The sequence below is a fragment of the Actinoplanes sp. NPDC051411 genome, assembly GCF_040682075.1.
Lineage (GTDB): Bacteria > Actinomycetota > Actinomycetes > Mycobacteriales > Micromonosporaceae > Actinoplanes.
In genome coordinates this window covers 50,479-76,571 of record NZ_JBFBAD010000025.1, presented here as the reverse complement: position 1 = coordinate 76,571, position 26,093 = coordinate 50,479, and the positions used below count along the sequence as shown (strand labels likewise).

Genomic DNA, 26,093 nt, shown 5'->3' with positions numbered 1-26,093 from the left:
TGGTGCGGATCGCCCTGTTCGTGACCTGCCTGGCCGACACGATGTTCCCGGCCGCGGCCAAGGCGACCGTCCAGCTGCTCGAGCGGCTCGGTCACGAGGTCGTCTTCCCCGAGAGCCAGACGTGCTGCGGGCAGATGCACATCAACACCGGCTATCAGAGCGAGGCCTTGCCGCTGGTGCGCAGGCACGTGAAGGCCTTCGAGCCGTACGACGTGATCGTCGCCCCGAGCGGCAGCTGCGTCGGCTCGGTGCGCCACCAGCACGCGATGGTGGCCGCCGGCGACGCCGGTCTCGCCGCGCGCGCCACCGAGGTCGCGTCGCGCACCTACGAATTGTCCGAGCTGCTGGTCGACGTGCTCGGCGTGGACGACGTGGGCGCCTACTACCCGCACCGCGTCACCTACCACCCGACCTGCCACTCGCTGCGGCTGCTCCGGGTCGGCGACAAGCCGCTGCGGCTGCTGCGCAACGTCCGCGGCCTGACCCTGGTCGACCTGCCCGAGGCCGAACAGTGCTGCGGCTTCGGCGGCACGTTCTCGGTCAAGAACGCCGACACCTCGACCGCGATGCTGGCCGACAAGATGCGCCACGTGCTCGACACCGGCGCCGACGTCTGCACGGCCGGCGACGTGTCCTGCCTGATGCACATCGGTGGCGGCCTCTCCCGGCTGCGGACCGGCACCCGCACGGTCCACCTGGCCGAGATCCTCGCGTCGACGGAGGCTTCATGACTTTCCTCGGCATGCCCGTCACCGCCCCGCGCGGGGTCGGCCACCTGCGCGGCGACGAGCCGTTCCCGGCCGCCGCCCGCAAGGCGCTCGCCGACTCCCAGCTGCGGCTCAACCTGCAGCACGCGACGACCACGATCCGCGGTAAGTCGGGCCGGGTGATCGCCGAGCTGCCGGACTGGCAGGAGCTGCGGGATGCCGGGTCGGCGCTGAAGACCGAGACCATGGCGCGCCTTCCCGAGCTGCTCGAACAGCTGGAGGAGCGGGTCACGGCGGCCGGCGGTGTCGTGCACTGGGCGGCGGACGCGGTCGAGGCCAACGAGATCGTCACGTCGCTCGTAAAACAGACCGGCGAGCAGCGGGTCATCAAGGTCAAGTCGATGGCGACCCAGGAGATCGGGCTCAACGAGGCGCTCGAGGCGGCCGGCATCCAGCCGGTCGAGACCGACCTGGCCGAGCTGATCGTGCAGCTGGGCAACGACAAGCCGAGCCACATCCTGGTGCCGGCCATCCACCGCAACCGGGCCGAGATCCGCGAGATCTTCCTTCGTGAGATGCCGGGCGTCGATCCCGCGCTGACCGACGACCCGCCGGTGCTGGCGGCCGCCGCCCGGCGCTATCTGCGCGAGACGTTCCTCTCGGCCCGGGTCGCCGTCTCGGGCGCCAACTTCGCGATCGCCGAGACCGGCACGCTGGCCGTGGTCGAGTCGGAGGGCAACGGCCGCATGTGCCTGACCCTGCCGGACACCCTGATCACCGTGATGGGCATCGAGAAGATCGTGCCGCAGTGGTCCGACCTCGAGGTCTTCCTCCAGTTGCTGCCCCGGGCGTCGACCGGCGAGCGCATGAACCCGTACACCTCGATGTGGCACGGCGTGACCCCGGGCGACGGTCCTCAGGACTTCCACCTGGTGCTGCTCGACAACGGCCGCAGCGCGGTGCTGTCCGACGAGATCGGACGCCAGGCACTGCACTGCATCCGCTGCTCGGCCTGCCTCAACGTCTGCCCGGTCTACGAGCGCACCGGCGGCCACGCCTACGGCTCGGTCTACCCCGGCCCGATCGGCGCGGTGCTGTCGCCCCAGCTCACCGGCGTCGACGACAACGCCTCGCTGCCCTACGCGTCGTCGCTCTGCGGCGCCTGCTTCGACGCCTGCCCGGTGAAGATCGACATCCCGTCGATCCTGGTCCACCTGCGCGACGAGGCACCCCACCCGCGCACCGAGAAGGCGGCGATGCGCGCGGCGGCCTACACAATGGACCACCCGCGCCTCTACGAGCGCGCCCAGCACGCGGCCAAGCTGGCGAAATACGCCGGCAAGCGCCTGCCGCCGCCCTTGAACGGCTGGACGGCGAGCCGAGACCTGCCGACGCCGCCGGACGAGACCTTCCGCGATTGGTGGCGAGGCCGATGAGCTCCAGAGACGTCATCCTCGGCCGGGTCCGGGCGGCACTGCGCGACCAGCCGACGGTGCCCGAGATCCCGCGCGCCTACCGCCGCGAGTTCGACCCGGCCGACCTCGACCTCTTCGTCGAGCGGCTGCTCGACTACAAGGCGGTGGTCCATCAGGGAGCATCGGTCGCCGACACGATCAAAACCATTTCCGGTACGCGCACGCTGATCATTCCGCCCGGCCTGGACCGTTCCTGGCTCCCGCCCGAGGCCGTCACGCTGGTCGACGAGAACCTCCCGGCCGACCGCATCGCCGCCGCCGACGGCGTGGTCACCGCGGCCGCGGTCGGCATCGCCGAGACCGGCACGATCGTCCTCGACGCGTCCCCCGACCAGGGCCGCCGCATCATCTCGCTCCTGCCCGACCTGCACATCTGCGTGATCCGCCCCGACCAGGTGGTGGCCGCGGTCCCCGAGGCGATCGCCCGCCTCGACCCGACCCGCCCGCTCACCTGGATCAGCGGCCCGTCGGCGACCAGCGACATCGAACTCAACCGGGTCGAGGGCGTTCACGGCCCCCGTAACCTGCATGTCGTTTTCGCCGGTGCCCGTTGACTCGTTGATCTCTTCCGGGCGTGTCGGACATCGACGGTGTTAGAGTCCGAAGCCCTGACCTGGGGGCGGGGAGACGAGATGGGGAGTCCGGGGCGCGGCCTGCGGTGCGCCGCCGCCGTCACGCTCGGCCTGGTGGCCGCGTTCGTCGCGGTGCCCGCCCACGCGATGAACTACGGCCCCGGCACCCCCGTCACCTGGACCGTCACCGACTCCGCCGACCCGGGGAAAGCCCAGGTCGATCCGCTCGGTGACACCCCGCTCGGGTCCTTCGTGGTCGACGGCGTCAAGCACACCCGCCGGGCCTACTTCACCTACGACCTGACGTCCTTCCGCGGACAGGTGCTGCACCGGGCGACGCTCTCGGCGACCGAGACCGCGGTCACCGACTGCGGCACGGCCGGGCCGGTCGAGGTCTGGCGCACCGGCCCGGGGTCGCCGATCAGCTGGAACCGCCCACCGGCCGAGGTGGAACTGGTCGGGCACGCCGACTTCGGCAAGGGCGCGCTCTGCCCCGGGGCCTATCTGGGCGTCGACGTGCTGGCCCAGGTCGACGCCGCGATCTCGCGCGGCGACAAGACGATCAGTTTCGAGGCGCGGATCGCCGCCGGGGCCGAATCGCGGGCGCTGGCCGGCCGCATGATGCAGCCGTTCCGGCTGACGATCTGGGGCAACCACGCGCCGACCTTGAGCGGTCTCGGGCTGCGCGGCCCGGAGCGCGACTGTGGAACGCCGCAGGAGATGCCCACCGCGGGCGGCCGCACCACGCTCACGCTGCACGTCACCGATGCCGACCGGGAGCAGCCGCGGTCGGTGCAGTTCGCGATCTGGCCGGTCGACCATCCGGCCCGGCGCACGCAGATCCGGGGCGGCTACGGTGTCGACCCGACCGCGGTGGCCGACCTGAGCGGCTATCCGGACGGGACGGTCCTCGCCTGGGCCGGGCAGGCACGCGACGGCGACGACGCCTCGCCGTGGAGTTCGCCCTGCTTCCTGACCGTCGACAACACCGCGCCCCGCACACCGCCGACCGTCCGGACGACCGACTGCACCGGGGTGTTCGTCGTCGACGGCGCCGGCGATCCCGACACGGTCGCCTTCCACTGGTCGGCGCGGGGGAGCAGCGGGCAGGCGCGCGGTGACCACGCCCAGATCCGGGTGGGCGGGGACGAGGTCACGGTCAACGCCGTCGACGCGGCCGGCAATCGGGGGCCGGACGTCGCGTACGCCTGCACGCCGCCGGCCGTCGACGCACCCGGTGTCTCGGTTCCGGCCCTGGTGGCCGGGGTGGCCGGCACCATCACGCTGAGCTCGCCCGTGACCGGCGTGGTGGCTTACGAATACGACTTCGGCGACGGCCGCCGCCGCGTCGACGCCGGGCCGGAGGGCACCGCGCAGCTGCCCTGGGCGCCCGGGCACAGCGGCACCTACACGCTGACCGTCTCGGCGGTGACCGCGACCGGCGAACTCTCCGGCTCGCGCGAGCGGTCGTTCGACGTCGTCGACCCGCGGCCGGCACTTCGCTCCGGGCGCACCGTGCCCGGCGCCCCGACCCTGGTGACGATCGCCAGTGCCCTTCCCGACGGCAGCGAATACCGCTACAGCGTCGACGGCGGCGCCGAGCACCCGGTGCGGTTCGCCCCAGAGGTCACCGTGCCGGTGGCGAACGGCGCGACCAGCGTCAGCGCCCGGGTGAAGCGGTCCGACGGCACCCTCACCCCGGCCGGCACGCTCACCCTGCCCGTCTCCTCGGCGCCGGTGATCAAACCGGTGCCGGACCTCGGCGTCCCGGCCGTCGCCGGGCGGATCGGCACGGTCACCCTGGCCCCGGCCCGGCCGGGTGTCGTCGCCTACCGCTATTCGTTCGGCGACGGCGTGCCCGAGCAGACGGTCGCGGCCCGGCCCGACGGCACCGCCGACGCCGACTTCACCCCCGGTCGTCCCGGCTGGCGGGTGCTCACCGCGGTCAGCGTCGACTCCGACGGCCGGGCCTCCGACCGGGCCGACTACCCGATCGTCGTCGCCGACCCGGCGGTGCAGGTCACGGCCAGCTGGCCGGCCTCCGGGGAGGCGCTCGGCATGGGCGTGCCGGGCACGTTCGGCTTCCTAGGCGACCTGACCGACGAGACCACCGGCTACCTCTGGCACGTCGACGACACCCCGGTGCGGACGACGCCCCGCGACGCCGACGAGGCGATCACCTCGGTCGCCTTCACCCCCGACCACACCGGACCGAACACGCTCGCGGTGCAGCGGCGCTTCCGCGACGGCTCGCTGTCACCGGTCACCGAATACCACTTCGACGTCGGCACGATGCCCCGGATCGTCGCCGACCCGGGCCGCGGCGTTCCCGGCAAACCGACCGCGGTCACCTTCGCCGCCGGCATGCCGAACGTCGTCTCCTTCGACTACCAGGTCGTCGGCGACAGCGACGGCGCGGTCGACACCGCGGGCACGGTGCTGGCCGACGAGGACGGGGCGGCCCAGATCACGTTCATCCCCCCGAGCGCCGACAACTACCGCGTGATCGTCACCGGCCACACCGCCGACGGCACCGCGACCGACACCGCGACGCTGAAGATCCCGGCCTATCTCTGAAGGCTTGATAGATCGGTTGCCGATATATGTCGGCTGACGTAGAGTCCTCGGCGTGCAGCAGCCCACGTGCGAGATGCGGCTCGCTCCTTTCGGAGGCGCCGCATGACCACCTCCGACTGGCCCGCCGGCGACCCGCGGCTCGAACGGCACTATCGGCGCCTCCTGCTGGCCCACTCCGGCCGCTACCGGCGCGACCACGGAACCGAGATCGTCACCACGCTGATGGAGATGGCCGAGCCCGGTCGCTCCCGCCCCTCCGCCGGCGAGACCTGGCACCTGATCGCCAGCGGCCTGCGCCAGCGGTTCCGCCTGCCCCAGCGGCCCCTGGTGCTGCTCACCGCCGTGCTGGTCGCGGCGGCGACGGCGGTCCTCGGCGCGGCCGGCGGCAGCTGGGCCGGCGAGCGCACCTTCACCTCGCTGCCGTCGCAGGCCACCGTGCAGCGGCTGCTCACCGCCGCCGTGCCGGACGCCGACCCGAGCCGCAACCTGCCACCCTTCCGGATGAGCGTGGCCGGCAACGCCGACCGGTATTCGATTTTCGCTACCCCGGCCACCCGCCACCCCGGGGCCGACCCGGCCCGGATCGCCACCGCGGTGCGCGACCGCATCACTGCCGCCGGGTGGACGGTCACCTCGTTCACCGTGATACCACCGGCCTACGAGGACCTGAAGAACTCGGACGCCGGGACCGAGTTCACCGCGGCCGACTTCCGGGCGGACCACGACGGCCTGATCCTGCGCGGGTCGGTGTTCTACGACTACGACGGCGGCCAGTTCTATCCGAGCGGCCTCTCGGCCTCACTGTTCGCCCAGCGCGCCGCCGCCTACCTGCCGCTGACCATCGCCGGCGGCATCCTCGGACTCGGGGCCGGATGGCTGCTGGTCGCGGCGCTCGCCTACCGCCTGCGATCAATGCCCACGGGCCGCCGCCGGACGGCGTCGGTGCTGACCGGGGCGGCGCTGGTCATGGCCGGGCCGCCGGTGTTCGCCATCGCCCGGCAGGCGGTCGTGCTGGCGATACATTTCCATGACACCCGCTTCGCGGTGTTCACCCTGCACTCGGTGGTGCGGGAAGGCTCCTCCGTGGACGGTCCGCCCCGGTGGCTGATCCCGGCGTGCACGATCGCCGCCGCGGCATTCGGCGCCCTGGCCACTGCCGTCTGCCTGAGCCGGGACGCGCCCGCACCCGCGACCCCACCCCGCCTCGCCGGTGCGGGCGACGATCGCTGAATTGCTGGTCGAGCCCGTCGAAGGCCGCGTGGCGGGAATCGTGGGGCGGAAAAGGTGGGCGGTGAGGGACTAGGGTCGCGGGGGTGACCAGTCCTGTGCCCCGGCCGCCGTCCGATGTCGAGCGGGAGCGGGCGGCCGAGATGTTGCAGCGGGCGTGCGGCGACGGGCGGCTGACGCTCGAGGAGTTCAGTGCCCGGGTCGGCGCCGTCTGGGCGGCCGAGGACGACACGGCCCTCGAACAGGCGACGGCCGGCCTGGTGACCACGCCGATCGTCGGGTCCTCGCACACGGTCGACCGGATCGTCACGGTGTTCAGCGACAACAAGCGGCGCGGCCGGTGGAAACTGCGGACGGGGCGGCTCAAGCTGCGCAACATCTTCGGGTCGACCGAGATCGACCTGCGGGCGGTGCTGACCGATCAGAGTGTCATCGAGATCAGCGGGGTCTGCGCGTTCGGCGAGCTCAAGGTGATCGTGCCGGAGGGCGTGGAGGTCGACTTCATCGGCGCGACCTACTTCACGTCGCGGCACATCCGGCTGGCCGCGGTGCCGCGGGTGCCGGGCACGCCCGAGATCCGAATCGAGGTGACCGGCTGGTTCAGCTCGATCGAGGTCGACTCCAAGCCCTACGCCCTGCCCCCGCCCTATCAGGCCGGGCCCTAGCCGATCGCGACCCAGATGTCGTCCAGTTCGCCCTGGAACTGGTCGTTGTTGGTGAACGATCCCTTGCCGCCGACACTGAGCGGGATCCGGTTATGCACCGACAGGTCGGCCGGCACCGTCGTCGAGCCGCGCTGCTCCCCGTCGACCAGCACGACCAGCCGGGTGCCGGAGCGGCGGCACTCCAGCGTGTGCCACCGGCCGTCGGCGACGCCGGCGCTGCTCATGGCCACGCGGATCTCTGGTCGCTGGTCGTCGACCATCACGCAGCTCGGGTCGCCGGCCAGCCCGTCGACCTGAAGTTTGTACTGGCTGCCGCTGGCCGAATAGCCCTTCTGCACCACATTCTCGCCCTTGGTCGTCTGGTCGGCGGCCAGTTTCACCGCCGCGCCCCAGCGGATCGGCCGGGTGCCCGGGTCGAGGTCGGCCGCGGTCGGGGCCCGCAACGCGATCCGCGGGCACGGCTCGTCGTGGCACGGCGGCGGGAACACCAGGGCGCTCCCGTCGCCGTGCGCGGCCGTGGCGAGCGCGCCGCCGTGCCGGCTGACCGGGCTCAGGTCGTGCCCGTGCCCGCTGACGTCGGCCAGCGGGCTGCGGCCGTCGAAGGTGAACCGGACGGTGTCGCTCGTCGCCCGCGGCAGCGCCGGCCTGCGGGCCAGCGTGGTCGTCGACGCCCGGGCCGACGGGCCCAGCGTGAGCGTCACCAGGACCAGCGCCAGAATGCGAAGCTTCACCGGGGTCAGCCGAAGAAGGCGTAACGCTTCTGGGCCTTGCCGCCGATCGTGGTGAAGTCGCCCCCGACCGCGACCGTCTTCTGCACCGGGTCGACCACGATCGTGCGGACGCCGACGATGCCGTTGGCCTGCGGCGCCCACGAGTTGAGCGACCCGTCGCCGTTGACCGCCGCCAGCTTGATCCGCGACTGCGAACCCCCGGAGCACGTGCCCTGGGCGCCGTTGCGCGCAAAGGTGCAGGCGTGGTCGAAGTGGCCGCCGACGTACGCCGTCCCGTCGAGCACCGCGATGCCCTGCACGTCGCCGTCGAACACCCGGGTCCAGCGCGCCCGGCCGTCGGTGGAGAACGCGGTGGCCCGCCCGCCCTGGCCGCCCATCGCGGCATAGACGCCGCGGGAGTCGACCGCGATGGAGTGCACCACCGCGGGCGGCGACGGCCGGAAACCGGAGATCAGCGCGCCGGTGGAGGCGTCCACGGCCGACAGGCGCAGGGTCGAGCGGACCCCGTCCGTACGGTGGAAGCTGCCGCCCAGGTAGACCCGGTTGCCGGCGAAGGCGAGCGCGTGCACGGTGTCGTCGGTCGAGGGCGTCCACCGGCCGTCGATCGCGCCGTCGTAGAGGGAGAACGCGGCCAGGCGCGACCGCGGGGACGCGTCGATCCGGCTGAGCGAGCCACCGACGTACAGCTTGCCGTTGCCGACCGCGAGGGCCTGCGGGATGCCGGTGACCCGGTGGGAGAACGAGCCGACGGCTCCGGTGGAGCCGTTGATCTGGGCCAGGCGGTTCCGGCGGTGGCCGGCGATCTCGGTGAAGTCGCCCGCGGCGTAGAGCGAGCCGCCGGAGACGGCGAGCGCGCGGACCGTGTTGTTCGCCTCGGGTGCCCAGGAGAGCAGGTCACCGCTGCGGGTGTCGAAGGCGGCCAGCCGGTCCCGGTGCACCAGTCGCCCGTCGATCACCGCGCTGGTGAACGAGCCGCCCACGTAGACCGTGTCGCCGTGGTAGGCGATCGCGTAGACCGAGCCGTTGAATTGCGGCGACGTGTGGGCCGCTGTGCTCACCACCGCAGCACGGGCCACGCCGGTGCCGGCGAGGGCAAGGGCGGCGACCGCGCCGCCGATCAGGACACGCTTGGAGATACGCACGCCGGGTCAACGCGCGTCCCCCTGATCAGGATGCGTCACCCGGATCGAAGCGGTACCGGGCCGCACCATCTCGCCCTGAGATCAACCGCCCGGGATAGGCTGCCTGGCGACTCAGAACAGCTCACGACGCGCCACCAGCACCGTGCGCTGACGTTGAACTGGAGCGGGGGACGCCCGCGGAGCCGGGCCGACCGACGGATACGAGGCGTTCGCGGTTGCGAGGCGGATGTCGACGGGTTCATTACGGTGGCCGGATTCCTTTATGTCGCGCGTCACTCACCGATAAGACCGGCGTGTGGCGACGACACCGACAGCGGCGGCAGGGAGCGCGGTCCAGCGCTTCCCTGTTCGCGACCTATGCCGTCGCGGGCCTGGTTCCGATCGCCGCGCTGGGCGCCGTGCTGATCCGGGGCGTCCAGCAGGACGCGGCCCGGCAGGGCATCGACCAGGGCCGCTCGCAGGCCGCGGTGATCGCCGAGATGGCGGTCGCCCCGGCGCTCGGCAACGCCGGCCGGCTCGACGAGGGCCTGACCGCCGACCAGCGCCGGCACCTGCAGGAGGCGACCGACCTCGCGCTGTTCCACGGCTCGGTGGTCCGGATGCGCGTACGTACGTTCGCCGGCCAGGTCGTGTACGCCGACGACGGCTCGACGGCCGGCGGCATCTCGACGGCCGATCCGGCGTTCCGGGCCGCCTCGACCGGCGACACCGCGGTGGACGTCGTCGACTACCCGGACGCACCGGGTGGGCGGGCGATCCGGGCGCTCCAGCCGGTGGTGGCCAGTGCGACCGGTGAGTCGGTCGGGGTGCTCGAGCTCTATCTGCCGGACCAGGCGATCGCGGCCCGGCTGCACCGCGAGATCGTGCAGACCTACTGGCGGCTCGGCGGGGTGCTCGGCGGCATCTACCTGGTGCTCGGCCTGATCGCCTGGTCGACGACCCGTTCGCTGCGCCGCTACGCCGCGCAGCAGGAGCACGAGGCCCTGCACGACGGGCTGACCGGCCTGCCCAACCGGGAGGAGTTCCGCAACCGGGCCGCGCACGCGCTGGCGGCCGGCCGGCGCGACGGCACCGGCGGCGCGGTGGTGCTGGTCGACCTGAACCGGTTCAAGGAGGTCAACGACACCCTCGGCCACCACGCCGGCGACGAGTTGCTGCAGGTGGTCGCCCACCGGTTGCTGCCCGGCCTGCGCTCGGGCGACACCCTGGCCCGGCTCGGCGGCGACGAGTTCGCGCTGATCATGCCCGGTCTCGAGGCGGCCGACGTGCTGCCCCGGATGAACCGGCTCCGCGAGGAGCTCACCCGGGAGGCGGTCATCGAGGGGGTGCCGCTCAACGTCGAGGCGAGTTTCGGCGTCGCGCTCTATCCCGAGCACGGCTCCGACGTCGAGGAACTGCTCCAGCGGGCGGACGCCGCGATGTACCAGAGCAAGCGGGGCGCCATCGACGTGGTCCTCTACGACGGAGGCGGGGTCGCGACGCCGACCCAGTGGCTGGTCGTGCAGGCCGAGTTGCGGCACGCCCTGCAGCGCGACGAGTTGTTCCTGGTCTATCAGCCGAAGGTGGACCTGGCCGACGGCGCGATCAACGGCGTCGAGGCGCTGGTCCGCTGGCAGCATCCGGAGCGTGGCCTGCTGCCGCCGTCCGAGTTCCTGCCCGCGGCCGAGTTGTCCGGCGTGATCGAGCCGCTGACCGCCTGGGTGCTCCGGAGGGCGGCCGAGGACCAGGTCCGATGGCTCGCGGAGGGGCGGCCCTGGGTGGTGTCGGTCAACATCTCGGCCCGCAACCTGGAGACGCCGGGCTTCGCCGGCTTCGTGGCCGACCTTCTCGCCGAGCACGGCCTGCCGCCCGAGCTGATGCTGCTCGAGGTCACCGAGACGGCGTTGGCGGGCGACGCGGAGACCGCGGCTCAGGCCGTACGCGATCTGGCCGCACGCGGCATCGGCATCTCGGTCGACGACTTCGGCATGGGCTACACCAGTCTCTCCCAGTTGCGGGGCATGCCGATCGCCGAGATCAAGATCGACCGTGCGTTCGTCTCCGACCTGCTCACCGACTCGGAGAGCCGGGCCATCGTGCGCTCGGTGATCGAGTTGGCGCACGGCCTGGGCAGCAAGGTCACCGCCGAGGGCGTCGAGGTGCCGGAGATGGCGGACTGGCTGACCACGGCCGGCTGTGACAAGGCGCAGGGCTACCTCTACTCCCGGCCGGTGGCCTGGAGGGACATCCAACGGACTTACGTCGCGGAAGGGGTCATTCGATGAAGCGTATGTTCGGCGCCGCCGTCGTGGCGCTCGCTCTCGCCGCCGGCGGCTGCGCCGGCGCGACGGCCACGACCAACGACGCCTCGACGTCGTCCGACGGGGTCCGGTACGACTCGGGTCTCCACGCCAAGCTCCCGGCCTCGGTGCGGGACCGGGGCGAGATCCGGCTGGTCACCGACGCCAGTTACGCCCCGATGGAGCAGTTCGCGGCCGACGGTCAGACGATCATCGGCTTCGAGCCCGATCTGGCCAGCTCGCTCGGCTCGGTGCTCGGCATCAAGATCGAGATGGTGCACGGGAACTTCGACACGGCCCTCGACGACGTCAACAAGGGCGTCTACGACGGGGTGCTGTCCTCGATGAACGACACCCCGGAGCGGGAGAAGAAGGCCGACTTCCTCGACTACTTCCAGGCCGGCACGTCGATCGTGGTGCAGCGGGGCAACCCGCAGGGGATCACCGACCTCAAGGATCTCTGCGGCCAGGTCGTCGCGACCGAGGCGGGCACGGTCCAGGACGACCTGCTGCACCGTTCGCAACACGGCTGCGGCACCAAGATGATCATCAAGGAGTTCAAGACCAACGCCGATGCGTTGCTGCAGTTGCGTACGGGCCGGGCGGTCGCGGTTCTCAACGACTACCCGCCGGCCGCCTACCTGGCCGGCGACGTGAAGACCCGGGCGTACTACCAGCTGTCGTCGACCGTGCAGTACGAGCCGGGGCTGTTCGGCATCGCCCTCGCCAAGTCCGACGGCGGGCTGCGGGACGCGCTGCGGCAGGCCCTCGACCGGCTGATCCGCTCGGGCGCCTACAACGAGCTGCTCCAGCGCTGGAACCTCATCGGCGGCGGTCTCGCGGCGTCCTCGGTCAACGCCGGAAGCGGGACTGCCCCCTGAAGCTAGTCGATCAACCCGGCCTGCCGGGAGAAGCGCGTCACGACGTCGGCCGCGGCGGTCTTGGGGGGCGCGTTGTCGGCCACAATGATCTGGGCGCCCTGGCCCGGCCCGGCCAGCCAGCGCTCCAGGTGCCGGTAGACGCGCTCGACCACGGGGCCCTCGGTGCGGCCCAGGTTTTTCTGGGGGCTGTCCAGCAGCAGGAAACCCGGGTGCGAGGAGCGCGTCTCCCACGCCGTCTCGAAGATCGCCAGCTGCCAGGCCAGCGCGATCAGCGTGCGGCCGCCCGGCGACGCCGAGGTGTAGGGCTCACCCCGGGTGCACGGGGTCAGGTCTTCCCGTACGAAGGCGTCGCCCGGCCGCGGATAGCGCCACTCGCCGAGCAGGTCCCGGTAGCGGTCGCCGACCCGCCGCAGCACCTCGGCCCGCCGCCCGGCCGGCGCCAGTCGCCGGGCCGCCCGCAGTTCCTCGCGCAGTCCGGCCAGCTGACCCCGGCCCGCTTCCAGGGCGGCCGCCCGCCGCTGCAGGCTGTCGGTGAGCCGTTGCCCGTCGACCGCCCGCTGCAGGTCCGACGTCGCCGCCTCGCGCCGCCGGGCCACGCTGTCCCGCTCGGCCAGATAGGGGCTGACGACGTGCGCGGTCGCGGTGTCGACCTCGGCCGCCGCCCGGGTCTCCGCCTCCTGGGCCTGCTCGGCCGCCGCCCGCAGCCGGGGCACCTCGGCCTGAAGGTCGTCGAGGTAGCGGGTCAGCTCGGCCAGCCGCGCCCGGGCCGCGCGCAGTTCGCCGGTCACGTCGACTCCGGCGGTCGGGTCGGCGCCCGGCAGATGGTGTTCGAGGACGGCCTGGCAGGTCGCGCAGCGCCGGTCGCCGGGCAGCACCGGGGTCAGGCAGGACGGACAGATCTCGAGCCGCATCGGCGGGAACAGCCGGCCGGCCTCGGTCAGCATCACCAGCTTGCTGACGTCCTCGGCGTACGTCGCCCGCAGCGACGTCATCCGCACCAGCTGGGTCTCGCGGTCGCGCAGCAGTTCGGCCGCCTTGTGCGCCGCCGCGGCCGCCGCGTGGTGCCGGGACCGCAGCCCCTCGGCGAACGTCGTGCCCGCCCGGGCCCGGGCGTCGAGCGCGGCGAGCGCCAGCGCGCACTCGGCCAGCTCGGCCTTGGCCGCCCGCTCGTGCTCGGCCAGCTCGTCGTGGTCGCCGAGGCGCTGCTCGTCGACGATCGACCGGGCCATCAGATAGGCGTCCCGGGCCGCCGACAGATCGGCCTCGAGGGTGCGGATGCGCCGCCCGAGCTCGACCGACCGGTCGTCGTGCACGTCGAAGACGACGTCGACGACCTGGCGGAGCTTGAGGTTCTTCATCGGCACGTTCTCGAACAGCAGATTGCGGTCGTCGAGCCGGTCGCTGGTCAGGAAGCACAGCCACATCAGGTCGCGGAAGCTGAGCGGGTCGGTCGCCAGTTCGTCGTGCAGGCGTACGCCCTCGAGCTTGCAGTGCGCGAGCAGCAGGCTGGACAGGCTGCCGGGGTTGCCGGCCGGCCGCAGCGGACGCCTCTGCGGGCTGGCCGGCGTCGGGTCGTCGAGCCGGCCCGCGCCCACGTAGGCGAAGGTCGACGGCTCGCCGACCGCCCGCTCGATGAGGTGCGGCGTGCCGGACAGCTCGACCTCGAGGGTGGCCGCCCGCACCTTCGGCATGATCTCCGGGTGCCGCGGGTGGTCGGACGCGCCCAGGCAGTAGTCGACGAACTCGAGGATGGTCGTCTTGCCGGTGCCGAACTCGCCCGCGATCACCGACATGGGGCGGGGCCCTCTTGAAGCACTTCGGGTTGTGGCCAGAGGGTCGGACTCCCGGAAGTCGACGTCGTATTCGCGGTCGCCGGCGCGCAGCCGCAACCTTCGGATCCGGATCCCGTGCACCTGTCGCTCACCGCTCATGGCAGGTCCCTCGTCCATTGGTGCAAGGACTCCCTCAGCCTACGGCCGGAGAGGCGGCGCAATCGACGGATGACGAAACGTGCCGCCAACCGGTAAGCCTCCGCATAGCCCGCGTTCAGCCGCTCGACAGCGGTGTGGCCCTGAAGGGTCAGCCGGTAGCGGATCCGGCCGTCCGCACGCATCTCGACCAGGCCCTCTTTGATCAAGAGGGCCAGGTCGCGGTTGAGCCGGGTCAGGCCGGTCGCTAACCGCTGACCGGCGCTTCCGTACGCCAGCGCCCGGTCATCGAACCCGGCGAGCCGCAGGGTCAGCCGGTCCGGGTCGTCCGGTTCCCGGGCGAGCAGCAGCGGGTGGGCGGCCAGGAAGTCGTAGATGCCGAGCCGTTCCGCGTCCAGCCCGTCCGGCGTCTCCTCGGCCGCTACCTCGTACGCCACCGAGAGCAGCAGGAGCAGCCGGGCGCCCCGGAACACCGCCAGGTCGTCGGCGTTCACTGCTCGGCCACCCGTCGCCAGTGCCGGGTCCAGCCCGCCCGCCGGTCCTGCACCACGCGGTGCATCAGCCCGCAGTGGTGCACCGGGCCGGCCCGCAGCCCGGCCGGGAACGCCCGGGACTCCCGGATCTCGCCCATCACCGCCGCGTGCAGGCCGGGCAGCCGGTCGCCCGGGTGGGTCCCGGTGCCGGCGTTGAACCGGGCCTCCCAGATGCCGTTCACGATGCTGTCGGCCTCGCCGAGCGCGTCGATCTCGCCCTGGACGCCCTTGTCCAGGGTCTCCCGGGCGAGCAGGTCGGCGTTGAAGTACTCGTGCTTGGCCGACTCGACCTCGACGTGCCCGGCCGCCCGCAGCTGCCGGACGAACAGGGCGTCCTCGAAGCTCCCGGCCGGCGCCTGGGTCAGCGGCCGGGGCCGTTCGGCCGGTGCGAACGGGTCGTAGTAGTGGCGCCGCACGTGGGCCGCGTCCGGACGGGCGAGCAGCCCCCGCAGCACCGTCTCGTGCCACAGCTCGATGACCACGCCGGTCTCCCGCTGCCGCCGCGCCCGCCAGCGGTCCCACCACTGCGCCGTGGCCGGTTCCATGCTCGACGGCACGCAGAGCACCCACTGCCGGATGGCATATCCGTTGCGCTCGGCCGCCGTCAGCGCCGACTCGAACGACTCGCGGATCTGGGCCTGGGCCGACCGGGTCACGACCGGCCAGAAGTACTTGGACTGCCAGATCACGACCAGCCCGGAGAGGTCACCCAGCAGGACGTCGATGCCCCAGTCGCCGGGGTGGGCGGCGATCGCCCGGGCACCCGGGAAGACGGCCGCGATGAGCATGGCCAGCATCTGCTCGAAGTCGTCCCGAGCCCCGGCCATGTTGCCCGCCCGGAACTGGTGGGCCGCGAAGTTGATCGGCGGCTCGCCCGCGGCGAGCCTCGCGGTGGCAGCCGTCATCACCCCTCCCAGCTGCGATGAATGAATGGGCGACCCCCGATGATCACTATGGCGCGGCCTTTTGACGATCGGCAATCATCCGACTACGGAAAGCGAAGAGTTCTCTCGACCGTCAACCGATGTTGGTCGCCCAAACGACTGTCGTACGTTCGTCCGCATGAGCCTTCGCCACGTGCGGATCGCCGGATTCAACGTCGAGAACCTGTTCAACCGGGCCCGCGCGCTGGATCAGCGCACGTGGGCCGCCGGACGCCCGGTGCTGGAGTCCTACCAGCGCATCTGTGCTCTGCTCGAAGAGATCGAATACACCGCGGAGATCCAGCAGGAGATCCGGCGCGAACTCACCCGGCTCGGGCTGCTGCGCGGCGACACGGCGAAGTTCGCCCGCCTGCGGCAAAATCGCGGCCGGCTGCTGCGCCGCAAGCGCGACGGCCACGTCGAGGTGGTCGCGGGCGGTCGCGGCGACTGGATCGGCTGGGTCGAGCTCACCACCGACCGGGTCGACGAACTGGCCCTGTTCAACACCGCCCGGGTGCTGCAGGACGTAGGCGCCGACATCGTCGGGGTGGTCGAGGCGGAGAGCCGCATCGCGCTGAAACGGTTCGCCGACGCGGCCCTCGGGCCCCGCTACCCGCATGTGATGGTCGTCGACGGCAACGACGAGCGCGGCATCGACGTCGGCGTGCTCTCCGGCCGCGACTTTCCGCTGGTCACGCAGCGGACCCACGTCGATGACGCCGACGCCACCGGCCGCGTCTTCAGCCGCGACTGCGCCGAATACCACTTCGGCTCGCCCGGCGGCCCGACGATCGCGGTGCTCGTCAATCACTTCAAGAGCAAGGGGTACGGGGACAAGATCGCCTCGGACGCGACCAGGAAGCGCCAGGCCACCCGCGTGGCCGAGATCTACCGCGACCTGGTCGGTGCCGGCATCGATCACGTGGTGGTGCTCGGCGACCTCAACGACACCCCCGAGAGCGAGCCCCTGGCGCCCCTGCTCGGCGGATCCGACCTCCGCGACATCTCCGAACACGCCAACTTCGACGACGGCGGGCGCCCGGGGACGTACGGGAGTTGCACCGCGCGCAACAAGCTCGACTACGTCCTGCTCTCACCGCCGCTGTGGGCGCGCGCGACCGGCGGCGGCATCTCCCGCCGCGGCGTCTGGGGCGGGCGCAACGGCACCCTGTGGTCGATCTACGACACGATGACCCGCCCGGTCCACGCCGGCTCCGACCACGCCGCCATCTACGCCGACATCGACCTTTAGGGTGCCTGGGTCAGCAGGACGATCCGGCGGTACTCGTTCTGGATGCTGGCCAGCATCAGGTGGCGCTGGGTGGTCGACAGCTCGGGGTTGTCCAGAAGGGTGTCGAGGTCGTCGCCGAGCTTCTCCAGGGCCGCCCGGAGCTCCTCGTCGTCGCGCTCCTTCTCGACGGTGGGCGTCGTCGGCCGGCCCGCGGTCGGCTCGGAGGCCACCGGCCGGGCCGCGACCGGGGCCGGGCGGGGCGGGAACGTGTCCGGCTCGGCCGGGGGCGGCGTGATCGTCGAGGTCGTCGGCTCCGGCAGATTCGGCGGCCTGGAGACCTTCGGGGCGGCGGCCGGGGCCGGGGCGGTCGGCGGGGCGAAGGGCGGGCCGGACGGGCTCGCCGACTCCGCCGGGCGGATCGTCCCTGACTCGGCGGCGGCTTGCATGCGGTCGAGCAGCGCGTTGACCGAGGCGGCGATCTCCGCCACCTCGCGCGGCTCCTTCACGCTCGGCAGCCGCCCGCTCAGATCGTCGGGCCGCAGCTCGCGGGCGCCCTCCTCGAGGCGGCGGAGCGGTCGCAGCACGATGCCGCTCGCGAACCAGCTGGCCAGGCCGCCGAGCAGGATCGCGACCAGCACCGACAGGTCGACCAGCCGGACCGCCTGGCTGTGGCGGCCCTGCTGGTCCGAGTAGTCGGTGAGCACCTGCAACTGGACGCCGGTCTTCAGGGTCTCGGCCCACGAGCGGTAGTCGTGGCCGTCGGCGGCCGCGACCGTCGAGAAACCGTCCCTCACCGGGGCCGAGAACTGGGTGGTGGAGCCGCTCTGGGCGCGAACCTGGGTGCCTGACATCAGGCGTACGGAATAGACGCCGTCGGCCGGCAGTTTGCCGGTCTTCGTCGCATCGGTCTGGATCTGCGCCGCTCGCGCGGCGAGCGCGTGATCGATGTCGTCCCGGTCGCGCTGGTCGGTGCGATAGACGATGAACTGGCCGGTGAGCGCGACCAGCAGCGCCACCACGGCGGTGGCGGCGACGGTGATCTGGGTGCGGGCCTTCATGCGGTCACGACGAACCGGTCGCCGGAAACATGGTTGAGGATCCTCGGCTCGCCGGCCGCCTCCAGCTTGCGCCGCAGGCCACCGACGAAGACGTCGACGACGTCACCGTCCACCTCCCAGGTGTATCCCCAGACCTGTGCCAGCAGTTGGCCGCGGCTGAGCGCCCGGCCGCCGTGCCGGGCCAGAGCCGCCAGCACCTCCAGCTCCCGGGTCGTGAGATCGAGGTCACGCCCGCGCCGGGTGGCGACCCGGCGGACCGGTTCGATCGTCAGGTCGCCCAGGTGCAGCGGCCGGTGATCGCCGGTCTCGAGCCGGACCATCGCCTGCAGGCGCGCCGCGAGCTCGCCCGCCGCGAACGGCTTGACCAGGCAGTCGTCGGCGCCGGCCGCCAGCGCGGCCAGCCGGTCGGCCGCCTCGTCGCGGCCGGCCAGCACACAGACCGGGAGCGTACGCCGCTGGGCCCGGATGGTCCGCACCACCTCGGCACCTCCGAGGCCGGCAACGCCCACGTCGAGCACCACGGCGTCCGGCGGATCGGCGGTGACCGCGTCGAGGGCGCTCAGCCCGTCGGCCGCCTCACGCACCTCGAAGCCCTCCTTCACCAGGGCACGCCCCAGTGATTCGCGGGCGGCCCGATCGTCGTCCACGACAAGCACATCTGGCACGGACCTCACCTTGCCAGCCGAATCGCACCGGTTGACTCGGAATCCCAGCCTGCGCTCGGTCGGCCGTTCGGGTTAAGGTGGAAACGGCCCCGGTCGAGAGGCGCTGCGACGGACCAGTTGCCCTGGGAAATTGTTCAGGTCGCTGGATCCGCCACGCTCGGCCCGGGTTTCTGACCGCAAGGGCGCCTCCTGATGAGGGAGGAGCCCTCTTCATGAGCGACCACGCTCATTCAGATCGGTACCAGACAATCAACGGCCTCGAGTTCGCGGTCGCCGATCTGTCTCTGGCCGAGGCGGGCCGGCACCAGCTGCGTCTGGCCGAGCACGAGATGCCGGGCCTGATGTCGCTGCGCAAGGAGTTCGGCGGGTCCAAGCCGCTGCGCGGCGCGCGCATCGCCGGCTCGCTGCACATGACGGTGCAGACCGCGGTGCTGATCGAGACACTGGTCGAGCTCGGCGCCGACGTGCGCTGGGTCTCGTGCAACATCTTCTCGACCCAGGACGAGGCGGCCGCCGCGGTCGTCGTCGGCCGGGGCACCGCCGACGCGCCCCAGGGCACCCCGGTCTTCGCCTGGAAGGGCGAGTCGCTGGAGGAGTACTGGTGGTGCACGATGCGCCTGTTCGACTTCGGCGACGGCGCCGGCCCCAACATGATCCTCGACGACGGCGGTGACGCCACCCTGCTCGTGCACAAGGGCGTCGAGTTCGAGGCGGCCGGCGCGGTCCCGCAGGCGACCGAGGACGACAGCCACGAATACACGATCATCCTCGAGACGCTGCGCGAGTCGCTCGCGTCGTCGTCCGACCGCTTCACCAGGATCGCGGCCGAGATCCGGGGCGTGACCGAGGAGACCACCACCGGCGTGGCCCGCCTCTACAAGCTCGCCAAGGAGGGCACCCTGCTCTTCCCGGCGATCAACGTCAACGACGCGGTCACCAAGAGCAAGTTCGACAACAAGTACGGCATCCGCCACTCGCTGGTCGACGGCCTCAACCGGGCGACCGACGTGATGCTGGGCGGCAAGCTGGCCGTGGTCTGCGGCTACGGCGACGTCGGCAAGGGCTCGGCGGAGACGCTGCGCGGCCAGGGCGCCCGCGTCGTCGTCACCGAGATCGACCCGATCTGCGCGCTGCAGGCGTCGATGGACGGCATGCAGGTCGTGCGGCTCGAGGACGTCGTCGGCGTGGCCGACATCTTCATCACGACCACCGGCGGCACCGACATCATCACCGCCGATGACCTGTCGAAGATGAAGCACAACGCGATCGTCGGCAACGTCGGCCACTTCGACGACGAGATCGACATGGCCGGGCTGGCCAAGATCCCGGGCATCGAGAAGGTCGAGATCAAGCCGCAGGTGCACGAGTGGCGCTTCCCGGACGGCCACTCCGTGATCGTCCTGTCCGAGGGCCGGCTGATGAACCTGGGCAACGCCACCGGGCACCCCAGCTTCGTCATGTCGAACTCGTTCACCAACCAGACGATGGCCCAGATCGAGCTCTGGACCAAGCCGGGTGAATACGAGAAGCAGGTCTACGTGCTGCCCAAGCACCTCGACGAGAAGGTCGCGCGGCTGCACCTCGACGCCCTCGGCGTACGCCTGACCACCCTCACCAAGAAGCAGGCCGAATACCTGGGTGTCGACGTGAACGGGCCGTTCAAACCCGACCACTACCGTTACTGACACTGAGGTCCATTTCTCGTCGCCGGCCGCGCCCCGTGCGCGGCCGGCTACGGAAAGATGGACCCCATGAATGTCGAGGGAATCCTGCTGTTCGTGCTGTGCGCGGCAGCCGTGATCGTGGCCGTGCGCTGGGTGGCGAACAGGACCGGCCTCCCCTCGGCGGCGCTGCTGACCATCGTCGGCATCGCGTACGCGCTTCTTCCCGGGCCGAACGTGCATCTCGAAGCCCAGATCATCCTGACGTTCGTCATCCCGCCCCTGCTCTACAGCGCCGCGCTCGACTCCTCGCTGCTCGACATCCGGCGCCACCTGCGCACGGTCATCAGCCTGTCGGTGCTGCTCGTGCTGGCCACCGCGATGCTGGTCGGGGTCGGTTTCGACCTGTTCGTGGGCGGCGCGACGCTGGCCGCGGGCGTGGCCCTGGGCGCCGCGATCGCCCCGCCCGACCCGGTCGCCGCGCTGGCCGTCGGCCGCCGGGCCGGCCTGCCCGGCAATCTGATCACCCTGATCCAGGGCGAGGGCCTGCTCAACGACGCGACCGCGCTGACCATCCTGACCGTGGCCGCGTCCGCGGCCACCGGCGACGGCTTCTCGTTCACCCACGCGGTCGGCAAGTTCTTCCTCGCCGCGATCGGTGGCCTGGTCGCCGGGGTGGTGGTCGCCTACGCCGTGCGCGCGTTGCGCCACTTCCGCCACGACCCGCTCAGCGCGAACGTCATTTCGCTGGCCACGCCGTTCGCGGCCTACCTGCTCGGCGAGTCCGTGCACGTGTCCGGTGTCCTCGCCGTCGTGGTGGCCGGCCTGATCATCGGCCACGACGCCCCGCGGTACGGCTCGGGCGCCAGCCGCCTGCAGACCGGCGCCGTCTGGCGGCTGATCGACTTCGTGCTCGAGGGCGTGGTCTTCCTGCTGATCGGCCAGCAGCTGCCCGAGGTCGTGAAGGGCCTGGCCGACTACTCAGCGGGCACGATCGCGGCCGCGCTGGCCATCGCGGTCGGCGTCACGTTGCTGCTGCGCCCGCTCTGGCTGGTGCTCACCCAGTCGCTGCCCCGCTCGCTGCACACCCGGCTGGGCGGCGACGACGACTCGCCGGTCCACGACAAGCGGTTGAACGCCAAGGAGGTGACCGCGCTCAGCTGGGCCGGCACCCGCGGCGTGATCAGCCTGGCCGCGATCTTCATCATCCCGGCGGATGTGCCCGACCTCGACCTGCTGCGGTTCTGCACGTTCGTGGTCGTGCTGGTCACGCTGATCGGGCAGGGCCTGACGTTCGCTCCGCTGGTGCGGCGGCTCGGGCTGCGGGCCAACCACGCCGACCTGGCCCGCGAACGCAACGAGGCCCGGTCGGCGTCGGTGCAGGCCGCCCTCGACCAGCTCGACGAGATCAAGCAGGAGCGGCACGACAACGTCGAGGACCAGGCGATCGACAACATGCGCAAGCAGCTGGAGGTACGCCTCGAGCGCTACCGCCGCCGGCTCGACCTGCTCGAGAAGGCGGACTCCGACGAGATGCCGACGTCGCCGAAATACGAGGCGGCGCTGAGGGTTCGCAAGCAGGTCATCGAGGCGCAACGGGAAGAGCTGCTGCGCTGGCGCGACGCGGGCAACCTGACCGACGAGGGGCTACGGGTGCTCGAGCGCGAGCTCGACCACGAGGAACTGCTGCTGCCCGACCGGCACGCGCGGGCTTGACGCAACCCTTACAAACTCCGGGCCGTTCCCTGACCGGCGATCTCCATGATCGTCGACATGAAACGAGTTCTCGCCCTCGCGCTGGTCGGTGGCGCGCTGCTGCTCGGCGGTTGCGACCGCTCGCCGGCGGCATCGCCGGCCGGCAGCGACCGGCCCGCGGCAACTGTTTCGCCCGCCGCCCCTGTCTCGGATATATCCGAGTCTTCCCCCGCCGCTGCCTCGTCCTCCTCCTCGGACGACGTCGACTCCCTCCTCAACGACATCGACAAGCAGCTGAGCAGCGACGACCAGCCTCCCGCCGACCAGGACTGAGAAGGAAGACACCCCATGAACCGCATCGTGCGCACCTCCCTCGTCGCGACGACTGTCCTCGGCGTCGCTCTCGGCGTGGCCGGACCGGCGGCAGCCGCCGCACCGGCCGCCGCGCCGGTCGGCGGCCGCCAGGCCGCCAAGCCGCTGGACGTGGCCAAGAAGGCCGTAACCGACCGCATCGACCTGCGGCTGGCCGCCCTCAAGAAGTTCTCGGACGCGCTGGCCGGCGCCAAAGAGGTCCAGTCGGGTCACCGCTCGACGCTCACGTCGCTGATCGGTCAGCAGACCACCGACCTCACCACGCTGAAGGGCAAGGTCGGCACCGAGACCACCGCGGCCGCGGTCAGGACCGACGCGAAGGCGATGGTCGACGACTTCCGCGTCTTCATCCTGACCGGCCCGAAGGTGCGCCTGACCGCGGCCATCGACACCGAGCAGGTGGCCGCCGGCAAGCTGGGCACCAAGGCCACCCCGGTCAAGGCCGGCCTGGACGGTAAGGTCGACACCCTGCTGGCCATCAAGCCGGGCCCGGACGGCAACGCCATCCGAGCCCAGGTCAAGACCATCCGCGACGCCGCCAAGACCGCCCGCACTTCGCTGAAGGCAGTCCGCAAGCAGTCAAAATAAGCTGATCGGCTCCGCTCCCGCCCAAACCGCCCCCACCCCGGAACCGGGTGGGGGCGAGCAGAGCCGCCGGTCAGTCCGGCAGGTTGCGGCGGCGGAGGCCGGCCGCGCCCAATACGGCCAGCACCGCGGCCAGAACGGTGAGCGTGACCAGCGGCGTCGCCGGGACGCTGCCGCCCGGCAGGTGCGGGATGTGGGTGAACGGGCTGATGTCGAGCAGATAGTGGTTGAGCTGGAGCGTCTCGCCGACCAGCAGGATCAGCAGGCAGATTGCCGGGGCGGCCCAGGCGACCAGCGACCAGCGTGGCAGCACGCCGAAGACGAGGACCGCGATGGCGGCCAGCACCCAGACCGCGGGCAGCTGCAGGAGCGTGCCGGCGATGATGCCGCCGATCTCGCCCTGGCCGTAGGTGACGCCCGCGACCACACCCTCGGCGAGCAGGGCGACCGCCGGGCCGAGCAGTGAGAACACCAGGTGGCTGCCGAGCAGGGCGTTGCGGCTCACCGCGGTGCTGAGCACTGTCTCGGCGTGGCCGGTCTGTTCCTCGTCGCGCAGGCGCAGGGTGGCCTGGACGGCGTAGCAGGCGGCGATCAGCCCGACGATGCCCGCGATGCTGGCGAAGTAGCTGGCGATCAGGCCGCTCCGGCCGCCGAGGTGGGCGAACAGGTCGGTGACCGCCTGGTTGCCGTCGGCCAGGTCGTCGACGCTGCTGCCGACCCCGCCGAAGACGAGGCCGAGCACCGCGAAGCCGAACGTCCAGGCGATCAGCAGGCCGCGGTGCAGGCGCCAGGCCAGAGCGAGCGGCGTGCGCAGGCCGGCCGAGGCGCCCGGCCGGCCCAGGCGCGGGGCGATCAGGCCGGCACCCAGGTCGCGGCGGCCCAGCAGCAGCACCCCGGCGGCCACGGTGACCAGGCTGAACAGGAGCGCGAGCAGCATCGGCCAGGCCGCGTTGTGCTCGTACGGGAAGACGTGGGTCAGCCAGCCGATCGGCGACAGCCAGGACAGGAACGACAGCTTCCCGTCGCCGAGTGCCGAGATGTCCCCTCCGACGCGCAGGACGAATGCGATGCCGAGCGCGATGATGCCGATCGTGCGGGCCCCACGGGCACTTCCGGAGAGTTGGACCGCGATCGCGGCGACCCCGGCGAAGGCCCAGCCGCCCAGCGTGAACTCGGCGCCGAACGCGAACGATCCGGCCGCGTCGAAGCCGTTACCGATCATCGCCGCCGCCACCACCAGGCCGCAGACCAGGCTGGCCGCCATCGTGGCGATCAGTGCCGCCGCGAGCTGGGCCGAGCGGCCGACGACCGTCGCGCCGATCAGTTCGGTGCGGCCGGCCTCCTCGTCGGTGCGGGTGTGCCGCACGACTGTGAGCAGCGCGAACAGTCCGATCATGATCGGGATGAAGCCGGACCGCCAGGCCACCATCACGGGCAGGCTGTCGCCGTGCAGCGGGCCGTAGAGGGCGATGAAACCGGCGTTGTTCTGGCTGGTCTTCGCGTAGGCGAGCCGCTCGGCGTCGGTCGTGAAGATGCTGTTGAACGTCTTGATGTAGCTGGCCGGGATGAGGCCGATCACGAGCGCCCAGAGCGGCAGCAGGATCCGGTCGCGGCGCAGGATGAGTCGCAGGAGCTTGAGGGTGCCGGTCATCGCTGGTCGTCCCCCCGCTGGTACTGCCGGAGGAACAGCTCCTCGAGCGACGGCGGTTGGCTGACCAGGCTCTTGACCCCGACCTCGACCAGGGTTCGCAGGGCCGGTTCGAGCGATTCGGCGTCGACGTCGAAGACGACCCGGCCGTTGTCGGTGCGCAGGCCGTGAATGCCCGGAATTTCGGACAGTCCGGCTGTGCCATTGAACGAGCCGGCCAGCTCGGCCTGGATGGTGGTCCGGGTGAGGTGCCGCAGTTCGGCCAGGGTGCCGGTTTCGACCGTACGGCCGTCGCGAATGATCGTCAGCCGGTCGCAGAGGGCCTCGACCTCGCTCAGGATGTGGCTGGAGAGCAGGACCGTACGGTCGCCGCGCGCCTTCTCCTGCAGGATGACCTCGCGGAAGACCTCTTCCATCAGCGGGTCGAGACCGCTGGTCGGCTCGTCGAGGATCAGCAGCTCGACATCCGACGCGAGGGCGGCGACCAGGGCGACCTTCTGCCGGTTGCCCTTGGAATAGGTGCGGCCCTTTTTGCGTGGGTCGAGTTGGAAGCGTTCGAGCAGTTCGGCCCGCCGCTTCGGGTCGAGCCCGCCGCGCAGCCGGCCGAGCAGGTCGATCACCTCGCCGCCGGTGAGGCTCGGCCACAGCGTCACGTCACCCGGCACGTACGCCAGGCGCTTGTGCAGCTTCGTCGCGTCGGACCACGGGTCGCCGCCGAGCAGGCTCGCCCGGCCGCCGTCGGCCCGCATCAGGCCGAGCAGGACGCGGATGGTGGTGGTCTTGCCGGCGCCGTTCGGGCCGAGGAAGCCGTGCACCTCGCCGGTTCGGACGTGCAGGTCGAGCCCGTCCAGGGCGGTGACCTTGCCGAACCGTTTGATCAGTCCCTCGGCATCGATGGCCTCGGTCATGGTTGTTCCTCCGGGGTTGAGGCGGTGAATTCGGCCAGGGCCTTACGGGCCTGTTCGACCAGATCCGGCGTGACCAACGGTTGGGAAAAGATCTCGATCGACGCGGAGATCACCCGCGCCCACCCGGCGGGTTCGTCGACGCTCTGCCCGAGGGCGTGCGACAGCAGGTCCCGCATCGCGAACATCGACATCTTCATGACGGCGATGACGGCCAGGTAGGCCCGCGGGTCGGAGACCTCGATACCGGAGTGCTCCAGCCAGTACTCGCCGTATTCGAGGGCCCGGTCGAACGTCGCCAGGGCGTTGGGCGAGCCGTCCATCACCGACTGGATGGCGTACTGCTGGAGACGCATGATCTCGGGGGTGACCCGGCCGAGCAGGTTGGTCTCGGTGAACTGGATGCCGAGCGACGTGACCTTGTTGAACGCGTATTCGTCGCAGGCGTCGCGCAGCCCCTCCTTCGACCCGAAGTGGTGCCGCAGCAGCCCGGACGAGACGCCCGCCGCCTGGGCGATCTCGCGGATCGTCGCCGCCTCGATGCCTTTCTCGGCGAACAGGGTGATCGCCGCGTCCCGGATGCGGGCGCGGGCGGTCAGGTCGCTCTGACTATTCACGCGTGTAGCCTACTGC

General features: G+C 71.6%; 23 protein-coding genes. 13 read left to right on the top strand and 10 right to left on the bottom strand.

Translation table 11 applies throughout. The features are described from left to right. Positions 1–2 precede the first annotated feature (2 nt). The 6 genes from AB0M88_RS16315 (at position 3) to AB0M88_RS16290 (ending at position 7,223) form a co-directional block, all read left to right on the top strand. Positions 3–731 (top strand): (Fe-S)-binding protein, encoded by a 729-nt coding sequence (locus AB0M88_RS16315; protein WP_364101820.1) that lies wholly within the window; start codon positions 3–5, stop codon positions 729–731. Then, a complete protein-coding gene (locus AB0M88_RS16310) occupies positions 728–2,143 on the top strand; it encodes a LutB/LldF family L-lactate oxidation iron-sulfur protein (RefSeq protein WP_364101817.1) in 1,416 nt (471 codons plus the stop codon). Before AB0M88_RS16315 ends, AB0M88_RS16310 begins: the two co-directional genes overlap by 4 nt. After that, positions 2,140–2,736: an LUD domain-containing protein gene (locus AB0M88_RS16305; protein WP_364101814.1), complete on the top strand. Its 597-nt coding sequence runs from the start codon at positions 2,140–2,142 to the stop codon at positions 2,734–2,736. The genes AB0M88_RS16310 and AB0M88_RS16305 overlap by 4 nt, the downstream gene beginning before the upstream one ends. Positions 2,737–2,814: 78 nt before the next feature. After that, complete coding sequence (locus AB0M88_RS16300; protein ID WP_364101811.1) at positions 2,815–5,331, top strand: hypothetical protein; 2,517 nt, start codon at positions 2,815–2,817, stop codon at positions 5,329–5,331. 102 nt (positions 5,332–5,433) lie between these two features. After that, positions 5,434–6,561, top strand: a complete 1,128-nt coding sequence (locus tag AB0M88_RS16295; protein ID WP_364101808.1) for a hypothetical protein — start codon at positions 5,434–5,436, stop codon at positions 6,559–6,561. 83 nt (positions 6,562–6,644) lie between these two features. Further along, entirely contained in the window at positions 6,645–7,223 is a 579-nt protein-coding gene (locus AB0M88_RS16290) for a DUF1707 domain-containing protein (RefSeq protein ID WP_364101805.1), read from the top strand. Here the strand turns inward: AB0M88_RS16290 and AB0M88_RS16285 are convergent. After that, positions 7,220–7,954 carry a LamG-like jellyroll fold domain-containing protein gene (locus AB0M88_RS16285; RefSeq protein WP_364101803.1) on the bottom strand — a complete coding sequence of 245 codons (735 nt, stop codon included), beginning with the start codon at positions 7,952–7,954 and terminating at the stop codon, positions 7,220–7,222. The genes AB0M88_RS16290 and AB0M88_RS16285 overlap by 4 nt on opposite strands. Positions 7,955–7,959: 5 nt before the next feature. Further along, positions 7,960–9,096: a PQQ-binding-like beta-propeller repeat protein gene (locus AB0M88_RS16280; RefSeq protein WP_364101800.1), complete on the bottom strand. Its 1,137-nt coding sequence runs from the start codon at positions 9,094–9,096 to the stop codon at positions 7,960–7,962. Positions 9,097–9,389: 293 nt separating this feature from the next. Here AB0M88_RS16280 and AB0M88_RS16275 point away from each other — a divergent pair, with 293 nt between their 5' ends. After that, a complete protein-coding gene (locus AB0M88_RS16275) occupies positions 9,390–11,360 on the top strand; it encodes a bifunctional diguanylate cyclase/phosphodiesterase (RefSeq protein ID WP_364101798.1) in 1,971 nt (656 codons plus the stop codon). Continuing rightward, positions 11,357–12,256 carry an ABC transporter substrate-binding protein gene (locus AB0M88_RS16270; protein WP_364101795.1) on the top strand — a complete coding sequence of 300 codons (900 nt, stop codon included), beginning with the start codon at positions 11,357–11,359 and terminating at the stop codon, positions 12,254–12,256. Before AB0M88_RS16275 ends, AB0M88_RS16270 begins: the two co-directional genes overlap by 4 nt. A gap of 2 nt (positions 12,257–12,258) precedes the next feature. Here the strand turns inward: AB0M88_RS16270 and AB0M88_RS16265 are convergent, their stop codons facing one another. The 3 genes from AB0M88_RS16265 to AB0M88_RS16255 are packed head-to-tail and all read right to left on the bottom strand — an operon-like array spanning position 12,259 to position 15,622. After that, a complete protein-coding gene (locus AB0M88_RS16265; RefSeq protein WP_364101792.1) occupies positions 12,259–14,187 on the bottom strand; it encodes a DNA recombination protein RecN in 1,929 nt (642 codons plus the stop codon). After that, positions 14,184–14,678: a hypothetical protein gene (locus AB0M88_RS16260; RefSeq protein ID WP_364101789.1), complete on the bottom strand. Its 495-nt coding sequence runs from the start codon at positions 14,676–14,678 to the stop codon at positions 14,184–14,186. Before AB0M88_RS16260 ends, AB0M88_RS16265 begins: the two co-directional genes overlap by 4 nt. Then, complete coding sequence (locus AB0M88_RS16255) at positions 14,675–15,622, bottom strand: hypothetical protein (protein WP_364101787.1); 948 nt, start codon at positions 15,620–15,622, stop codon at positions 14,675–14,677. The genes AB0M88_RS16260 and AB0M88_RS16255 overlap by 4 nt, the downstream gene beginning before the upstream one ends. 157 nt (positions 15,623–15,779) lie before the next feature. On the opposite strand from AB0M88_RS16255, the gene AB0M88_RS16250 reads away from it, so the two are divergent. Continuing rightward, complete coding sequence (locus AB0M88_RS16250; RefSeq protein WP_364101784.1) at positions 15,780–16,892, top strand: endonuclease/exonuclease/phosphatase family protein; 1,113 nt, start codon at positions 15,780–15,782, stop codon at positions 16,890–16,892. Here AB0M88_RS16250 and AB0M88_RS16245 read toward each other — a convergent pair. Continuing rightward, the gene (locus tag AB0M88_RS16245) at positions 16,889–17,929 is read right to left on the bottom strand and encodes a HAMP domain-containing protein (RefSeq protein WP_364101781.1); all 1,041 of its coding nucleotides are present in this window, start codon (positions 17,927–17,929) and stop codon (positions 16,889–16,891) included. The two genes, AB0M88_RS16250 and AB0M88_RS16245, sit on opposite strands and share 4 nt — an antisense overlap. After that, complete coding sequence (locus AB0M88_RS16240; RefSeq protein WP_364101778.1) at positions 17,926–18,594, bottom strand: response regulator transcription factor; 669 nt, start codon at positions 18,592–18,594, stop codon at positions 17,926–17,928. The genes AB0M88_RS16245 and AB0M88_RS16240 overlap by 4 nt, the downstream gene beginning before the upstream one ends. A gap of 212 nt (positions 18,595–18,806) precedes the next feature. Between AB0M88_RS16240 and ahcY the strand changes: the two genes are divergently transcribed. The 4 genes from ahcY (at position 18,807) to AB0M88_RS16220 (ending at position 22,910) form a co-directional block, all read left to right on the top strand. Then, positions 18,807–20,279, top strand: a complete 1,473-nt coding sequence (gene ahcY / locus AB0M88_RS16235; RefSeq protein ID WP_364101775.1) for an adenosylhomocysteinase — start codon at positions 18,807–18,809, stop codon at positions 20,277–20,279. A 66-nt stretch (positions 20,280–20,345) separates the two neighbouring features. Beyond that, a complete protein-coding gene (locus tag AB0M88_RS16230; protein ID WP_364101772.1) occupies positions 20,346–21,971 on the top strand; it encodes a Na+/H+ antiporter in 1,626 nt (541 codons plus the stop codon). 57 nt (positions 21,972–22,028) lie between these two features. Then, entirely contained in the window at positions 22,029–22,283 is a 255-nt protein-coding gene (locus tag AB0M88_RS16225) for a hypothetical protein (protein ID WP_364101769.1), read from the top strand. Between the two features lie 15 nt (positions 22,284–22,298). Continuing rightward, entirely contained in the window at positions 22,299–22,910 is a 612-nt protein-coding gene (locus AB0M88_RS16220; RefSeq protein WP_364101766.1) for a hypothetical protein, read from the top strand. 70 nt (positions 22,911–22,980) lie between these two features. Here the strand turns inward: AB0M88_RS16220 and AB0M88_RS16215 are convergent, their stop codons facing one another. The 3 genes from AB0M88_RS16215 to AB0M88_RS16205 are packed head-to-tail and all read right to left on the bottom strand — an operon-like array spanning position 22,981 to position 26,077. After that, the gene (locus tag AB0M88_RS16215; RefSeq protein ID WP_364101763.1) at positions 22,981–24,558 is read right to left on the bottom strand and encodes an ABC transporter permease; all 1,578 of its coding nucleotides are present in this window, start codon (positions 24,556–24,558) and stop codon (positions 22,981–22,983) included. Continuing rightward, positions 24,555–25,463, bottom strand: coding sequence for an ABC transporter ATP-binding protein (locus AB0M88_RS16210; RefSeq protein ID WP_364101760.1), 909 nt, complete (start codon positions 25,461–25,463; stop codon positions 24,555–24,557). The genes AB0M88_RS16215 and AB0M88_RS16210 overlap by 4 nt, the downstream gene beginning before the upstream one ends. Continuing rightward, a complete protein-coding gene (locus AB0M88_RS16205) occupies positions 25,460–26,077 on the bottom strand; it encodes a helix-turn-helix domain-containing protein (protein WP_364101758.1) in 618 nt (205 codons plus the stop codon). The genes AB0M88_RS16210 and AB0M88_RS16205 overlap by 4 nt, the downstream gene beginning before the upstream one ends. Positions 26,078–26,093 lie beyond the last annotated feature (16 nt).

Coding starts and splice junctions, on each gene's coding strand:
- AB0M88_RS16220 (WP_364101766.1), top strand. CDS start 22,299: ATGAACCGCATCGTGCGCACCTCCCTCGTCGCGACGACTGTCCTCGGC.
- ahcY (WP_364101775.1), top strand. CDS start 18,807: ATGAGCGACCACGCTCATTCAGATCGGTACCAGACAATCAACGGCCTC.
- AB0M88_RS16265 (WP_364101792.1), bottom strand. CDS start 14,187: ATGAGCGGTGAGCGACAGGTGCACGGGATCCGGATCCGAAGGTTGCGG.
- AB0M88_RS16215 (WP_364101763.1), bottom strand. CDS start 24,558: ATGACCGGCACCCTCAAGCTCCTGCGACTCATCCTGCGCCGCGACCGG.
- AB0M88_RS16270 (WP_364101795.1), top strand. CDS start 11,357: ATGAAGCGTATGTTCGGCGCCGCCGTCGTGGCGCTCGCTCTCGCCGCC.
- AB0M88_RS16250 (WP_364101784.1), top strand. CDS start 15,780: ATGAGCCTTCGCCACGTGCGGATCGCCGGATTCAACGTCGAGAACCTG.
- AB0M88_RS16295 (WP_364101808.1), top strand. CDS start 5,434: ATGACCACCTCCGACTGGCCCGCCGGCGACCCGCGGCTCGAACGGCAC.
- AB0M88_RS16310 (WP_364101817.1), top strand. CDS start 728: ATGACTTTCCTCGGCATGCCCGTCACCGCCCCGCGCGGGGTCGGCCAC.
- AB0M88_RS16230 (WP_364101772.1), top strand. CDS start 20,346: ATGAATGTCGAGGGAATCCTGCTGTTCGTGCTGTGCGCGGCAGCCGTG.
- AB0M88_RS16305 (WP_364101814.1), top strand. CDS start 2,140: ATGAGCTCCAGAGACGTCATCCTCGGCCGGGTCCGGGCGGCACTGCGC.
- AB0M88_RS16300 (WP_364101811.1), top strand. CDS start 2,815: ATGGGGAGTCCGGGGCGCGGCCTGCGGTGCGCCGCCGCCGTCACGCTC.
- AB0M88_RS16245 (WP_364101781.1), bottom strand. CDS start 17,929: ATGAAGGCCCGCACCCAGATCACCGTCGCCGCCACCGCCGTGGTGGCG.
- AB0M88_RS16225 (WP_364101769.1), top strand. CDS start 22,029: ATGAAACGAGTTCTCGCCCTCGCGCTGGTCGGTGGCGCGCTGCTGCTC.
- AB0M88_RS16255 (WP_364101787.1), bottom strand. CDS start 15,622: ATGACGGCTGCCACCGCGAGGCTCGCCGCGGGCGAGCCGCCGATCAAC.
- AB0M88_RS16210 (WP_364101760.1), bottom strand. CDS start 25,463: ATGACCGAGGCCATCGATGCCGAGGGACTGATCAAACGGTTCGGCAAG.